The sequence below is a fragment of the Streptomyces sp. NBC_01689 genome (genome assembly GCF_036250675.1).
Classification (GTDB): Bacteria; Actinomycetota; Actinomycetes; order Streptomycetales; family Streptomycetaceae; genus Streptomyces.
This window is the reverse complement of record NZ_CP109592.1, coordinates 476,930-490,837: the sequence shown is the minus strand read 5'-3', so window position 1 is coordinate 490,837 and position 13,908 is coordinate 476,930. Positions and strand designations below refer to the sequence as shown.

Below are 13,908 nucleotides of genomic sequence, written 5' to 3'. Positions count from 1 at the left end.
GGAACCCACGCGGCGGCGAAACGTCCTCGCGGGACGCGCGGGCCGCCGCGATGGCGGGGCCCTGCGCGCGCTGGCCCATCGAGAAGGGCGAGGGCATCCGGCACGTCCTTGACCGGGCCGGTGACAAGTGGACCGTGCTGGTGATCGGCACGCTGGAGCACGGGCCCGTGCGCTACACCGACCTGCAACGCTCCATCCCGGGGATCTCCCAGCGGATGCTCACGCACACCCTGCGCCAGCTCCAGCGCGACGGTCTCGTCACACGGAGCGCCTACCCCGAGGTTCCTCCGCGGGTCGAGTACGCACTGACCGACCTCGGCGTCACGCTGCTGGGCGCCGTCACGGTGCTCATCGACTGGGCGGGCACCCACCACGACGAGATCTGCGTGAACCGTGCCCGGTTCGACGAGTCGGCGTCCGCGTCCTGACATGACACCTGGGCACCGCCCGAACGCTTCTGGTCCATCCGCCGCCCACCGGTCGTGCGGCAGCGGCCTGCGTACGACCGGCACGTAGCCCGCTCGACACCCGGGCTCCCTATCCTGCGCCTGCAAGGGAGTCAGTCGGCCCGTGGGCCATGTGCGAGGAGCGAGCGATGGGAACGTCGGGGATTTCGGCCGGCACGGGAGAGCTGAAGCGGCACCTGGGCATGTCCGACGCCGTGGTGATCGGGCTCGGCTCGATGATCGGCGCGGGTGTCTTCGCCGCGCTCGCACCGGCTGCCCGTGCGGCCGGATCAGGGCTGCTGATCGGCCTCGGGCTCGCCGCCCTGGTGGCGTACTGCAACGCCACCTCCTCCGCCCGCCTGGCCGCGCGCCACCCGCGGTCGGGCGGCACCTACGTCTACGGACGCGAACAACTGGGTGACTTCATGGGGTACCTGGCCGGCTGGGCCTTCGTGGTCGGCAAGACCGCGTCCTGTGCCGCGATGGCCCTGACCGTGGGCACCTACGCGTGGCCGGGCCGGGCCCATGCCGTGGCGGTCGCCGTCGTGGTGGTGCTGACCGCCGTGAACTACGCCGGAGTGCAGAAGTCCGCATGGGTGACGCGCGGGATCGTGACGGTCGTCCTGGCGGTGCTCGCCTCGGTCGTCGCCGTCTGCCTCGCCGACGGCCAGGGGCGGGCCGCACGACTGGACATCGGGACGGACGCCACCGTCGCCGGCGTGCTCCAGGCCGCCGGACTGCTGTTCTTCGCGTTCGCCGGATACGCGCGCATCGCCACCCTCGGCGAAGAGGTCCGCGACCCCGAGCGGACCATTCCGCGGGCCGTCCCCGTCGCGCTCGGCATCACGCTGGCCGTCTACGCGGCCGTCGCCGTCGCCGTGCTCGTGACGCTCGGTCCGGAAGGCCTCGCCCGCACCGCGGACCCGCTCGCCGAGGCCGTACGTGTCGCCGGGGTACCCGGACTGGCGCCGGTGGTGCGCCTCGGAGCCGCCGTGGCGGCGACCGGGTCGCTGCTGGCGCTGATCCTCGGGGTTTCGCGGACCACCCTGGCCATGGCCCGGGACCGGCACCTGCCGCACGTACTGGCCGCGGTCCACCCGCGGCTCGAGGTGCCGCACCGTGCCGAACTCGCGGTCGGGGCGGTGGTCGCCGTCCTGGCCGCCACCGCCGACCTGCGCGGCACGATCGGCTTCTCCTCCTTCGGCGTACTGGTCTACTACGCCGTCGCAAACGCCTCCGCCTGGACCCTCACCCCGGCCGAGGGCCGTCCCCCACGCATCGTGCCGATCCTCGGTACGGCCGGCTGTCTGACCCTGGCGTTCGCGCTGCCGCGCGCGTCGGTGCTGTGGGGAGCCGCGGTGATCGTGGCGGGCGCGGTCGCCTACGGCCTGCGCAGGGCCGTCACCCGTTCCTGAAGTGCCGCTCGGACAGGGCCGGTCGAAGCCGTGGCCGCCGCCCACGATGCGGTGCCGATCGACGGCCGCCCGCCACCGAGTTCGCCCTCGTCCCCGAAGCGGTGCCGCCCGACGGTCGTCCGCCACCGAGTTCGCCCCCGTCAGGTGGCCGAGCCGCCGATGTCGTCCGCGCGGGAAACCAACCGGGCCGCGTGGTCCGTGACTTGGCAGAGGAACGCGCCGGAGTCCTCGACCGCCTGGAAGAACTCGGAGTCGGGGTCGTAGCTGACCTCGCGGGTGATGCCCTGCCAAGGGTGACGCAGGAGTTCGGCGCGGACGGTGGCACGGGCGTCGTCCCCGGCGGCCGTTGGGCCGTGGACCGCGAAGCGGACGGCGTCGTAGTCCTCGGCGGCCCAGGGTGCGGGCGCGGCGTGGTAGCGGGCCCGGTGGGCGGCCGCGAACTTCCTGGTGCGCGGGTCGGCCGTGGCGTCCGTGTACCCCGTGCCGACGAGCCAGCCTTCGGCCACGTCGAGGAAGGAGGTGCCGACGACGTGTTCGTCCGGGACCCGTGTCCTCCGGTAGCCGGCGTCACGCAGCGCGCGGGCTCAGGACGCGGCGCGGTCGGGGTGCACGCCCGCGAACACGACCGCGTCCTCGCCGCGGGCCGTGATCCGCGCGGCCGCGGCGGTGAAGTCCTCGTCCGCCGCGACCTCTTCGACGGTGGCCGCACCGTCGAGCTTCTTGTGCACGGTGATGATGCGGACCGTCTGAAGGGTGTCGTCGGCGTCGGAGGGGTCGTGGACCACCGCCGAACGCCCGGGCTTCACCACCCGGTTCAGATAGCGCAGGATCGCGGGTTGCCGGCGGTCCTGGTGGGGCGCAGCAGCAGTGCGCCGGTCAGGCCGACGCCGTCGAGTTCGTCGGTGTCGGCCCGCGTGACCAGCAGGGCGATCCGGGCCCGCGTACAGGCCTCGGCGGCGTACGGCTCCGGCGCGGTCCCGAATCGTTTGCGCCACGCGGCCGTGAACTCCCGTGCCGCCTTCGTGGTGAGCAAGGAGGGTCCACCGCCGAGTCGACCACGTACCAGCCCTCGCCGGCGGCGCCGGCCCGGCTCGGGAAGTCCGTGCCGTAGAGCAGGTGTTGCATCCAGCGGGGGCCGGAGAAGCGGGCCGCGGACAGTTGTCCGGCCGCGGCGACGGTGGCGTCCAGCGGGCCGAGATGGGCGAAGGCGGTGACGCCCGCGGCGAGCAGCGAGCGGATGGCGGCCGGGCCGTCCCCGCTCGTCTCGGCCACGACCCGGGGCACGGTCCGACCGCCCGGCGCGTCCCTCCACTGCTGGACCAGCAAGGTGGCCTGGTCCTGGATGGTCGTACCGCCGGAGCGGTCCAGGACGACGCCGATACGCCCCGGCCACTTGGTGATCAGGGCGGGGAGTGCGAACCAGCCGCCGAGCGCGGCGTGCGCGACGCCGGTCTGGAAGGACGAGACGGGCGACGTGACGAAGTAGTCCTGCTGGCCCGTGGTGCTGGACACATGGGTCAGTCCGGCGTCCCCGTAGACCTTCGCCGCGAACCGCATCGGGAGTTCGGTGACGGGCCCGAGCACGGCGACGACGTCCGGGTCCGCGGTGAAACGTCCGGCGACGGACTGGGCTCCGGTGGCGTCGCCGTGGTCCTGCAGGACCCGCACTTTCGGCGGTACGCGCGGCCCGGCGTCGCGTTGTGCTGGGCGACCGCGAGTTCGGCGGCGTGTGCGTTGGGCCGGCTGAAGCGCGTTTCCGAGTCGGTGGTGTGCACGCCGAGGACGGGCCGGGACGTCATCGGGTTCTTCGCGCCGTCTCCTCCCGTGAGCAGGACCGCGGCGCTCGCGCCGCCCGCGGCGAGGAGCACCCCCCGCCGGCCAGCAGCAGTCGACGGCGGCTCAGGTCGTGGGGGACCGCGTCCCTGGGCTCACCGTCGTCCGGTGCGGGTACGGCGGCGGACTCGTCCAGGACCGTCGGCTCGATCTCGGGCAGTACGGGGCCCTCGGCGGAGCGCGCGGCGATCATCTGCACGACGGAGTCGGGGAGTTGACCGGCACCGTCCGGCGTGTCCACGGCCAGCAGGTCCCGCAGTTCCCCGGCCGTCGGTCTGTCCGCCGCCTCCTTGGACGGACAGCGGGCCACGACGTCCCGTGCGTCGTCCCGACCCGGTCGGTGGCGGTCACCGTGACGGGATTGAGCCGGTACTTGAACCAGTCGAAGGGGAGAGCGCCGCGCGCGCCGTCCACGAGATACTTCCCGCTCTCGATGAGATCGTCGTCGGTGACACCGTTGCGCGCCTCGCCGAAGGGATCGGCCCGTGAGTAGAGGCCACATACTCGGCCGGTGGGGTTCAACCGCCTGCGCCGCCCAGCGGAACTGATGAAGGAAGTGTTGATGCACGACGGGTCCTCAGAACGTCAACTGGACTGTTCTGCAACGAATTTGAGGCATCGACACGGTGCGGTCACCGGCATGTCGCCGAGGCGTCCGGAGACCTGGCGGAAGGTACGCGGCGAGGAGACACGACGCGGCGTCGGCGCGCTCTCCGGGCCGGAGCGCCGGGTCGCCGACCTGGTCATCCCCGGGTGGTACCACCGGCGGCGCTGTCGGGCCGGGCCTCGGCAGGGGTCCCCTGGACGACCGGCTCCAGCATCTCCGTGAGGAGAGCCGCGAGGCTGTGGTTGTCGGCCGTCGCGAGGGCGGTGGTACCGACCACCGTACGCAGCAGCCATGTTCCCGCCACCAGGGCGAGGCCGAGCTGTGCGCGGACGTCCGGGGCGGGACCGTCCAGCAGCGCGGAGAGACGGGCGCCCACGTGGGCCTCGATGCCCTGGCGGAGGATGTCGGCCGCCTCGGGTTCCGGCGCGGAGCGAAGAAGCAGGAGGAAGGGGTCGAGCCGCTCGGCACCGGGGCCCGTCCGCTCGGCGAGCGCACCGGCGATGGTGCCCGGCAGATCGGCGGGACGGTCTCCGACGATGGTCGGGGGGCCGAAGGCACGGTCCACGGCGTGGACGAACAGGTTCTTCTTCGACCCGAAATAGCGGTTGATCATCATGGCCGTGACCCCGGCCCGCTCGGAGATCTGGCGAACCCCGGCCGCGGCGTAGCCGTGCTCCGTGAACTCCACGACCGCGGCGGCGAGAATCGCCTCGCGTGTCGCGGCGCTGTCGCGTTTGCGGGCGGGAAGTGCGGCACTCATGAGGATGAGCATACGGTGCACCTCAGGCCCGTCCGGCGCCTGCACCGGGTGGCCGGCGCGTGACCCGGTGGCCGGCGTCGCCGGTTTCCTTCGCGCTCAGGCCGCCGAGGCGCCTTCCCGCGGGAGAGGGGACTCGGGCCGGGCCGGGGAAGCATCCTGTGCCGGCTTGAGGAACAGGGCCAGGACGGTCCCGACGAGGACCAGCGGGGCGAGCAGGAGGAAGGCGTCGCCGGTGGCATGGGCGAAGGCGTCGAGGACCACGGAGCGGACGGTGTGGGGGAGCGCCTGGATCGTCTGCGGTCGGGAGGGGTCGGAGACGGCCTGCAGGTGCAGGTGGTGGAGCCTGCCGGTGAAGTGGGAGGTGAGCAGGGTCCCGAAGACGGCGACGCCGAAAGCGGCGCCGATGGAGCGGGCGAAGGTGACCACCGCACTGGCCGCCCCGATGTCCTCGGGGGCGACGGCGTTCTGCACGGCGGTGAGGACGACCATGGGGACCATGCCGATGCCGAACCCGGTGACGAGGAAGTAGACACTGAGCTCCGGCGTCGACGTGGTGCCGCTGAGGGTGCCGAGGAGGAGCAGACCGGCGATGTTGAGCAGGAGCCCGGTGACCAGGATCGTCCGGAGCCGTCCGACGTGCGAGGCCCAGCGCCCGGCGAGCGACTGGCTGACGACGAGGCCGAGGACCAGGGGCAGCATGTGTACGCCGGACAGTGTGGCGGAGACGCCGTGGACGATCTGCAGATAGGTGGGCAGGTAGACGAGCACGCTGAACATCGCGGCGTTGGCGACGAACCCGATCGACGACGCGAAGGCCACCGTGCGCGAGGTGAGCATGGGCAGAGGCAGGATGGGGGCGGCCGCCCGTCGCTCGACCGTGGGCAGGAGCGAGGCCAGCGCGGCGGTGGTGACGACAAGACCGATCACCCGCACGGAGCCCCAACCCCAGGACCGGCCGTAGGAGGTGACGAGCACGATGCCGGTGGCGATCGCGGCGAGCAGCAGAGCGCCGAGGTGGTCGATACGGGCGGTGGTGCGGCGGACACCGGCGGGCAGGACACGGGCGGCGACGGCGAGGGTGACCGCTCCGACGGGAAGGTTGATCAAGAAGGCCCACCGCCAGGAGAGTTGGTCGGTGAAGATGCCGCCGAGCAGCGGGCCGACGATGCTGGCGATCCCGTACACGGAGCCGAACATGCCTTGGTACCTGCCCCGTTGACCGGGCGGCACCACGTCGCCGACGAGGGCGAAGGTGAGCACGATCATGCCGCCGCCCCCGATGCCCTGGAGGGCGCGGCCGCCGATGAGCTCGGGCAGGTTCTGTGCGAGACCGCAGGCGGCGGAGGCGACGACGAAAAGAGTGGTGGAGGCGAGGTAGAGGCGCTTGCGCCCGAACATGTCGCCGAGCTTGCCCCACAGGGGCGTGGCCGCGGTGGAGGCGAGCAGGTAGGCGGCGCTGACCCAGGCGATGGACGCGAAGCCGTCGAGGTCCTCGGCTATACGGGGCAGCGCGGTGGAGACGATGGTCTGGTCGAGCGCGGACAGCAGGACCGCCAGGACCAGGGCACTCATGGCGGCCGCGATCCTCGGGGCGGCGGTCCGGGACGGACGTGCGTGGGGCATGAAGGAGGGTCCTTCGGGAACGAGCGCACACGGCATCGCCGGAAGGCGGACCGAAGGGCCCTGACGGCCTTCTCGCGGGCCGCCTTCCGGATGCGCGTGGCGGGGGAGATCACGGGGAGGGGACGGTCGGCGCCCTACTTCCGAGGGCTCCGGGACCGGCTCAGGCGGTGGTGACGGTCTTGTACTCGGTGTAGGTGCCGAGGCCGACGGCTCCGTACTCGCGGCCGAGGCCGCTGTTCTTGAAGCCGCCGAAGGGGCCGTCGAAGCCGATGGGAGCGCCGTTGACGGTGACGGTGCCCGTCCGCAGGCGGCGGGCGACGGCGAGGGCGTGCTCGGGGTCGGCGGACCAGACGCCACCGGACAGGCCGTACTCGGACTCGTTGGCGATGCGGACGGCGTCGTCCTCGTCCTCGTACGCGATCACGACCAGGACCGGGCCGAAGACCTCCTCCTGCGCGATGCGCATGGAGTTGTCGACGTCGGCGAAGACGGTCGGTGTGACGTAGTTGCCGGACTCCAGACCCTCCGGGACCTGAGGACCGCCCACGACCAGGCGGGCACCCTCGTCGATGCCGATCTTGATGTAGTCGATGACGCGCTGCTGCTGGTCGTGGCGGATCATCGGGCCGATGAAGGTGTCCTGTTCGAGGGGGTCACCCACCTTGAGGGAACCGACCAGCTCCTTCAGCGCCTCGACGACCTCCTCGTAGCGCGAGCGGGGGGCGAGCACACGGGTCTGGGCGATGCACGCCTCTCCGTTGTTCAGCAGGGAGCCGAACTTCAGCCCCTCCACGGACTTCTGGATGTCGGCGTCCGGGAGGATCAACGCGGCGGACTTGCCGCCGAGTTCCAGGCTGACACGCTTGAGCTGGCGGCCCGCGATGGACGCGATCGCGCGGCCGGCGCCGGTGGAACCGGTGAAGGCGATCTTGTCGACGTCCGGGTGCGAGATCAGGTACTGACTCGTCTCGCGGTCGGCGGGAAGCACGCTGACGACACCCTCGGGCAGGCCGGTCCGCTCCAGCAGTTCGGCGAGGAACCCCATGCTGAGCGAGTTCTCCGGCGAGACCTTGAGGACCACGGTGTTTCCGGCGAGCAGCGCGGGGATGATCTTGGCCGTCGCGGAGGAGAACGGTGAGTTCCAGGGGATCACGGCGGCGACCACCCCGATGGCCTCACGGCGGACGATGCTGCGGAACGGGTTGGCGGGGTCGGACGGGGTGAGGGTGGTCTCCCAGTCGAACTCCTCGGCGGCCTTGAAGTAGGCGTTGGCCTGTCGTGTCAGGCCGCCCTGCCCGGCGAGGGTGAACCAGCCGGCCGAGCCGTTCTCCGCGGTGATGAGCGACGCGATCTTCTCGGCGTTCTGCTCACGGAGCTCGTTGAACCGGCGCAGGACCGCCAGCCGCTCCGCCGGGCCGGTGCCGCTCCACACTCCGCTGTCGAAGGCGGCGCGGGCGGCCGCGACCGCGCGGTCGACGTCGGCGGGCTGTGCCTGCGCAGCGCGAGCGACGAGCGACTGGTCGTGCGGGGAGCGGATGTCGAGCAGATCGGCGCTGCTGGGCTCGGTCCAGGTGCCGCCTATGAAGAGTCGGTCGTAGGTGATCACGTCGGGATCCTTCGAGTCATGGGTGAAGTGTAAGTGCATCTAGACTGTAGCAGTTAGCAAAGTGAATCCAGGCGCAAGTGTGTCTCTATGGAGGGAGTTATGACACGTCGGTGTTACTCTTGGTCGCGATAGTGCACGCGGTGTGTGAGGTTCGGGCCGTGGCGACCATCGGTGAGCGCAGGCTCCGGGTCGACGGGTCGACGGGTCGACGCCGGGCGTGCGCATCGAGATGGAGGGCGAGGCCGACCGACGTACGTCCTGCCCGCGAGGCGTGGCGTGGTGGCGCGAGGGAGGTGAGGTGGGCCGGCCCCGCGGGCGCTCATCCGCGCGGGCGCGGCGTGTCAGTGCCGGCTCGTGCTGAGGTGCGGGCCCGCATGTCACCCTGTCCCGTGCCGACGCGCGGTCGCCGGTCAAGTCGCCTGCTCGTCGGCTGTCGCCCCACTCCGCGGGGTGGGCGGGGCCACCGGCCCCGCCCCGGGTGTGGCGGTCGGACGGATGGGGTGGCGGTGCCGCGGCCCGGCTCGTGAGGAGATCGAGACCCTGCCCGGATCGTGTTGGAGGGTGCCAGGGGCCGCGGGGGTCCTGCGGCCCGTCGACGGTCCCACCGTGCGGGCAGCCCCCGGAGTCGTCGCCCACCACGCGCCCGGTCACACGCCCGGCCACTACGTGGTGCGGATCACGGCCGGGGGCCAGGAGGCCTGTCTGCTGGCAGACGCCGTGCACCACCCGCTCCGGCTCAACGACACCGGGATCTCGTCCCTCTTCGACAGCGACGCGGCCCAGGCGCTGAGGGCGCGTGAGGAACTTCTCGCCCGGCTGGCGGAGCACGGCGTCGCGGTGGGGACGGCCCACTTCCCGGACCCGCATTTCCAGCGCGTGCGCGGATCGCGTGACGCACGGTCCTGGACCGACGCCTGACCCCTCCGTCGACGCCACGACCCCGAAGCCGGTCGGGAGGGGCCTCGCGCCAGGTGCGGGCCGATCGAGCTAAGTATACAGGTGTAGACTTTCTCGTAAGGCGTGCTACCTGCGTGTTTACGACATCTGAATGCCCAGAGAGGCTAGGACATGGACCTCGATCTGACCGGCAGGCGGGCCCTCGTCACGGGTTCCAGCTCGGGACTCGGCGAGGCCGCCGCGAAGCTGCTGGCGGCCGAAGGCGCGGCCGTCGTGGTGCACGGCCGGGACAAGGCGCGTACCGAGGCGGTCGCGCAGGACATCCGCGAGGCGGGCGGGATCGCCACCACCGTGGTGGGTGACCTCGCCGATGACCGGACCGCCGCCGAAGTCGCCCGCGCCGCCACGGAGGGCGGGCCCGTCGACATCCTCGTCAACAACGCCGGCTTCTACCGGCACCTTTCGTGGGCGCAGGCCACCCCCGAGGAATGGCTCGACACGTACAACGTCAACGTCGTCTCGGGTGTCAGGCTGATCCAGCACCTGGTCCCGGCGATGCGTGAGCGCGGCTGGGGCCGGGTCGTCACGATCGGCGGCGGTCTCGCCTCGCAGCCGATGAACACCCACCCGCAGTACAACGCCACGCTGGCCGCACGGCACAACCTGGCGGTGTCCCTGGCCAGGGAGCTCAAGGGCAGCGGTGTCACCTCGAACGTCGTGTCGCCCGGCGCGATCCTCGTCGAGGCGACGAAGGAACTGGTCACCGGGATCGGACCCGCCCGCGGGTGGGGCCGCACGTGGGAGGAGATCCAGCCCAACGCCGTCGACGCCCTGATCCCCAACGACCAGGAGCGGTTCGGCGAACCGGTCGAGATCGCGGCGGCGGTCGCCTACCTGTGCAGCGAGTACGCCCAGTACATCAGCGGAGCGACGATCCGCGTCGACGGTGGGCTCATCCGCTCGGCGTTCTGAGGGCTGTCCCGTGGCGGCGCGCGTGCGGCTCCGACTCCCGGGGCCGCAAGGCGTCTTGGGACGCCGAGGCGCGCGTGCCGCACGGGCGACCGTCTCCCGCTACGGCAACGGGGGACCTGCGGGCTGCGTACCGTGCCCGGCCAGATGGAGTTTCATGGCGCACTGGTCCTCGGCTTCGACGAACACCCGCTGCCCCCAATGAGCACTGAGGCGTCGGGCGACATCGACCAGTCGGCGACGTTCCTCCGGTGAGTGAGCGGGGAACCGGACCCAGCCCCGTTCGGCGATGACATGGCCGAGATCGCTGAACAACACCGCCCGCGCCCGCCGTTCCTCCTCCTCGGTCAGCGGCGTGCAGCCGCCTTCCTCGGGCTGTACCCGGACGTTGTACAGGTCACGGATCACTGGGTCCTCGCCCTTCGTCGGATCGGTTTCCGGAGAGGATATCGGCGTGGCCGGCAGCCGCGGCCACGGAAGGGGCCGAACGTCTCCCCTCACCTGGGTACTTCGCCACGCCCAGCTCGTCCGTGCCGGCAGGTCCGGACAACTCGGCGCAGCGGACCCGCGCCGGCCCCGGCGGTCCACGTGACGGCACGGGCCGCCGTGAGCGGCCGTGGAATCGTTGTCGACGCTGTTCGAGACGGGACGGGACGGGCCGCGAACGCGACGGGCGCCGGGTGACAAGTACGGGGTGAGACCGTCGTCCGACGGTCGGAGACGGAGATTCCGTGGAATCGGAACAGGACGAGCACGGCGACCGCGACGGTGACGCCCAGTTGACCTCGGCCGCCGACGACCCCGCCGCGTTCGCGCCGCTGGTCGAGAAGTACTCGGCGGCCCTGCACGGCTACTTCGCACGTCGGATGCCGGGTGCGGCGGACGATCTGCTGGCCGAGGTGTGGCTGCAGGCGTTCGCGGCGCGACGCACCTTCGACGCCTCGCGCGGATCCGCGCGAGGCTGGCTGTTCGGAGTCGCCCGCAACGTCCTCGCGGGCCATGCGCGACGGACCGCGCGGGCGGAGGCCCTGCCGGGGGCACAGATCACCGACCCGTGGCAGGCGGTGGACCAGCGGCTGGACGCGGCGGCGCTGGCGCCCGCCCTGCGCCGCGCGCTGGCGGAACTGCCCCCGGAGGAGCGGGAGGTGATCCTCCTCGTCAGTTGGGAGCAGCTGACGCCCGCCGAGGCGGCGGCCGCCGTCGGCGTCCCGGCGGGTACGGCCCGGTCACGGCTGCACCGGGCCCGGGGCAGATTGCGCGAGCGGCTCGCGCCGGTCCGTTCCGCGGGACGGAACCTGGCCGTGACGGGGGACCTGACATGAGCACACATGACGTGGAGGAGACGCGCATGACAGAGCGACAGGCGTTGCTGGACTTCCCGGGCGCCGAGGCGCTCCAGGCGGCGGGACGCGTCGAGCCCCCGTCGGCGGCGACGCTGGCCCGAGCCCTGGCGGCGGTCGAGGAGGCCGCCAGGGAGGAGTCGGGGCGGGCCCCGCGACGGACAGCGACCGCGGACGCGGTGCTGACGCCGTTCCGTGGGCGCCGCCGCGTCGTCGCGCTGCTGGCCGCCGTCGCGGTCGCGGCCGGCATCGCCGTGACGGGCGCGACCATGGGAACGGCCCCGGCCCGGCCCGGGACGCGGGCGCGTCCCGCGTCGGTCTTCCTGGACGACGTCGCCGAGGTCGCCGCCGCCCGCTCCACCGGTGCGGGCGCGTACTGGAAAATCCACACCGCGCCCTTCAACGCCTACGAGTACATCTCGCGGTCCATGGAATCGACCTACCTGGTCCCCGGCAGGACCTTCGACGGCAAGGCCGTCCGCAAGGGACACTTCCCCGGCTGGCGACTGGGCTCGAAGAACGTCGACTGGAGCGGTCTGGACCGGCTGACCACCGACCCCGCGTCGCTGCTCCGGCTGATCGAGAGCACGACGAAGGCTTCCGCGGAAGGGGACGAGGACGCGGCCACGCTCGGCTTCGTGCAGGCGACCACCCTGCTCGCCAACGCCCCCGCCCGTCCCGAACTGCGCAGTGGGCTGTTCAAGGCGCTGGGCAGGCTGAAGGGCGTGAGCGTCGGCGGCGTTGTCAAGGACCATGCCGGGCGCACCGGCACGGAACTGGTCTTTCACGGAGGCGTCGGCATCACCAAGGTGATCATCGACCCGAGGACCAGCACGCTCCTGGAACTCAGCGAGCCGTGGCGGAGTGAGAAGGACCAACGCCGGGCGACGTACCTGTTCGCGGGCCTGACCGACAGGATCGGCTGACGGGGGAGAGGCGCACGGTCCCCGACGGGACCGTGCGCCTCTGGGCAGCGCCCTCAGGTGAGGTGCCGTGGCCGGGCGTCACGACCGGTGGCGCTGATACGGGGGTTCGGTGGGTTCATCCGACGACGGTCACTCCGGAGAGATCGAGGAGACGGTGCATGGTCGCCGTCGGCAGGGTGGGGTTGGCCGCGGCGTTCAGTGCGGAGCCGGGGACGCCGAGGCGTCGACGCAGTTCCTCGGCGGGGAGCCTGGGATCCCGCAGTGCCCAGCAGCCGACGTCAGGATCGCCGATCAGCCGCAGCACAAGGTCGGGGCCGCCTTCGGGGTCGTCCAGGGCGGCATGGCGCAGCCGCGGATTGGGGTGGTCGACGAACCTGGCGAGTCCGGGCCGCGCGAAGTTCGGGTGGGTACGCAGGAAGGTCCACTTGAGGCCGTGCCAGTGCGCGTACATGTCGACCACGAGCGCGTGCGGGGCGTCCTCGCAGGACTCGCAGAGGGTGAGTCTGACGAAGAAGTCCTCGTCCTCGGCGAGACGGTCCACCACGTCGGCGGGCAGGTGCCGCTGCATGGCGATGCTCCGCCGGAGCAGGACGTGACCGGAAGCCGCGGCCCGCCGGGCGACGTCCGGCAGGTGGCCGCCTTCCACGATCCAACGCGGCGGCGTGTGGTAGCCGTTCGGCACGACGTACGCGATGGCCGCGCGCTGTTCCTCCGTGAGGTCCTCGCGCATCGAGAGGGACAGCCGCACGGAGTCGTCGGGATCGTCGGCGAGTCGCAGGGCCAGAACGGTCGGTACTTCCGGATCCTGGGCCGCCCTGCCGCGTACGAAGGGGTCGGGGTCCGCGACCCGGACCCCGGGCTCGGGCCGGGGCGTCGGCGCGGGTGGGAACATCCTGGCCAGGGCGTCCTGGACCCGGGGCTCGGAGTCGCCGAGCAGGGCGTCGCGCACGGCGGGGGAGAGCCGCGGCCACACCTCCGGGGTGAGCGCCGCGGCCCGCACCGAGGCGTCTTCGTCCTCGGCGAGTCGTGCCCGCAGGCCGATGGGCACGTCCCACTGCATGGCCAGGCGCCGGACCTGCGCCTCGCTGTCGGCGGCCCAGATCTCGGGGACCCCGTCGGGTATGCGTCGGCCGAAGTCGCCCGCGATCGCCGCGTACACGCGACGGACCCGTGGTTCGGGATCACGGGCAAGGCGGGCCAGTACGTCGACGTCGGCGGTCGAGTTCTCCAGTGCCGTGAGGCGGTGGTCGACCCGCGGCGAGGCCACCAGCAGGGCCGTGCTCTCCCGGTCGAGACGGCGTGCCGCGAGCCAGGAGGACGAGTACGCGGGCAGTCGCTCCACGGTCAGCAGACGGGCCAGCACCGACGCGGGCAGCGCCGGATTGACCGCCAGCCCGCCGAGCCACTCGGGTACCAGTCTCTCGTCGCCGCTCAACCGGTCGAGGTCACCGCGCAGTTCACTCATGCGCCCATCTTGCTGGACGCC

The 13,908-nt window shown here is 72.2% G+C and carries 15 protein-coding genes; 6 read left to right on the top strand and 9 right to left on the bottom strand.

What is annotated here, in order from left to right; translation table 11 throughout:
- The first annotated feature begins 50 nt into the window (after positions 1–50).
- Positions 51–428, top strand: a complete 378-nt coding sequence (locus OG776_RS01810; RefSeq protein WP_329318372.1) for a winged helix-turn-helix transcriptional regulator — start codon at positions 51–53, stop codon at positions 426–428.
- A 167-nt stretch (positions 429–595) separates the two neighbouring features.
- Complete coding sequence (locus OG776_RS01805) at positions 596–1,861, top strand: APC family permease (protein WP_329318370.1); 1,266 nt, start codon at positions 596–598, stop codon at positions 1,859–1,861.
- A 140-nt stretch (positions 1,862–2,001) separates the two neighbouring features.
- Here OG776_RS01805 and OG776_RS01800 read toward each other — a convergent pair whose 3' ends face one another.
- The 7 genes from OG776_RS01800 to OG776_RS01770 form a co-directional block, all read right to left on the bottom strand.
- Complete coding sequence (locus OG776_RS01800; RefSeq protein ID WP_329318368.1) at positions 2,002–2,367, bottom strand: ABC transporter substrate-binding protein; 366 nt, start codon at positions 2,365–2,367, stop codon at positions 2,002–2,004.
- A gap of 78 nt (positions 2,368–2,445) precedes the next feature.
- Positions 2,446–2,670 (bottom strand): hypothetical protein, encoded by a 225-nt coding sequence (locus OG776_RS01795; protein ID WP_329318366.1) that lies wholly within the window; start codon positions 2,668–2,670, stop codon positions 2,446–2,448.
- A gap of 67 nt (positions 2,671–2,737) precedes the next feature.
- Entirely contained in the window at positions 2,738–3,529 is a 792-nt protein-coding gene (locus tag OG776_RS01790; protein WP_329318364.1) for a hypothetical protein, read from the bottom strand.
- Between the two features lie 127 nt (positions 3,530–3,656).
- Positions 3,657–4,004 carry a hypothetical protein gene (locus tag OG776_RS01785; RefSeq protein WP_329318362.1) on the bottom strand — a complete coding sequence of 116 codons (348 nt, stop codon included), beginning with the start codon at positions 4,002–4,004 and terminating at the stop codon, positions 3,657–3,659.
- Positions 4,005–4,437: 433 nt separating this feature from the next.
- On the bottom strand, positions 4,438–5,061 hold the full coding sequence (locus tag OG776_RS01780; protein WP_261995037.1) for a TetR/AcrR family transcriptional regulator: 624 nt from the start codon (positions 5,059–5,061) through the stop codon (positions 4,438–4,440).
- 96 nt (positions 5,062–5,157) lie between these two features.
- Positions 5,158–6,684 carry an MDR family MFS transporter gene (locus OG776_RS01775; protein ID WP_187286052.1) on the bottom strand — a complete coding sequence of 509 codons (1,527 nt, stop codon included), beginning with the start codon at positions 6,682–6,684 and terminating at the stop codon, positions 5,158–5,160.
- A gap of 160 nt (positions 6,685–6,844) precedes the next feature.
- Positions 6,845–8,290 (bottom strand): aldehyde dehydrogenase, encoded by a 1,446-nt coding sequence (locus tag OG776_RS01770; RefSeq protein ID WP_148014493.1) that lies wholly within the window; start codon positions 8,288–8,290, stop codon positions 6,845–6,847.
- 606 nt (positions 8,291–8,896) lie between these two features.
- Here OG776_RS01770 and OG776_RS01765 point away from each other — a divergent pair.
- Together OG776_RS01765 and OG776_RS01760 are read left to right on the top strand one after the other, a co-directional pair.
- A complete protein-coding gene (locus OG776_RS01765) occupies positions 8,897–9,208 on the top strand; it encodes a hypothetical protein (RefSeq protein ID WP_187286053.1) in 312 nt (103 codons plus the stop codon).
- Between the two features lie 150 nt (positions 9,209–9,358).
- Positions 9,359–10,159, top strand: coding sequence for an SDR family NAD(P)-dependent oxidoreductase (locus OG776_RS01760; RefSeq protein ID WP_148014306.1), 801 nt, complete (start codon positions 9,359–9,361; stop codon positions 10,157–10,159).
- A 99-nt stretch (positions 10,160–10,258) separates the two neighbouring features.
- On the opposite strand, the gene OG776_RS01755 is transcribed toward OG776_RS01760, so the two are convergent.
- On the bottom strand, positions 10,259–10,564 hold the full coding sequence (locus OG776_RS01755; RefSeq protein WP_148014307.1) for a hypothetical protein: 306 nt from the start codon (positions 10,562–10,564) through the stop codon (positions 10,259–10,261).
- Positions 10,565–10,887: 323 nt separating this feature from the next.
- On the opposite strand from OG776_RS01755, the gene OG776_RS01750 reads away from it, so the two are divergent.
- Both OG776_RS01750 and OG776_RS01745 read left to right on the top strand, forming a co-directional pair.
- Positions 10,888–11,478, top strand: a complete 591-nt coding sequence (locus tag OG776_RS01750; RefSeq protein WP_261995038.1) for an RNA polymerase sigma factor — start codon at positions 10,888–10,890, stop codon at positions 11,476–11,478.
- A gap of 26 nt (positions 11,479–11,504) precedes the next feature.
- Positions 11,505–12,422, top strand: coding sequence for a hypothetical protein (locus OG776_RS01745; protein ID WP_148014308.1), 918 nt, complete (start codon positions 11,505–11,507; stop codon positions 12,420–12,422).
- A gap of 115 nt (positions 12,423–12,537) precedes the next feature.
- Here the strand turns inward: OG776_RS01745 and OG776_RS01740 are convergent, their stop codons facing one another.
- On the bottom strand, positions 12,538–13,887 hold the full coding sequence (locus tag OG776_RS01740) for a hypothetical protein (protein ID WP_148014309.1): 1,350 nt from the start codon (positions 13,885–13,887) through the stop codon (positions 12,538–12,540).
- Positions 13,888–13,908: the final 21 nt, after the last annotated feature.

Excerpts from the sequence above, each read along its gene's own strand:
- OG776_RS01810 (WP_329318372.1), top strand. The coding sequence starts at position 51 with ATGGCGGGGCCCTGCGCGCGCTGGCCCATCGAGAAGGGCGAGGGCATC.
- OG776_RS01805 (WP_329318370.1), top strand. The coding sequence starts at position 596 with ATGGGAACGTCGGGGATTTCGGCCGGCACGGGAGAGCTGAAGCGGCAC.
- OG776_RS01780 (WP_261995037.1), bottom strand. The coding sequence starts at position 5,061 with ATGAGTGCCGCACTTCCCGCCCGCAAACGCGACAGCGCCGCGACACGC.
- OG776_RS01775 (WP_187286052.1), bottom strand. The coding sequence starts at position 6,684 with ATGCCCCACGCACGTCCGTCCCGGACCGCCGCCCCGAGGATCGCGGCC.
- OG776_RS01760 (WP_148014306.1), top strand. The coding sequence starts at position 9,359 with ATGGACCTCGATCTGACCGGCAGGCGGGCCCTCGTCACGGGTTCCAGC.
- OG776_RS01745 (WP_148014308.1), top strand. The coding sequence starts at position 11,505 with ATGACAGAGCGACAGGCGTTGCTGGACTTCCCGGGCGCCGAGGCGCTC.
- OG776_RS01740 (WP_148014309.1), bottom strand. The coding sequence starts at position 13,887 with ATGAGTGAACTGCGCGGTGACCTCGACCGGTTGAGCGGCGACGAGAGA.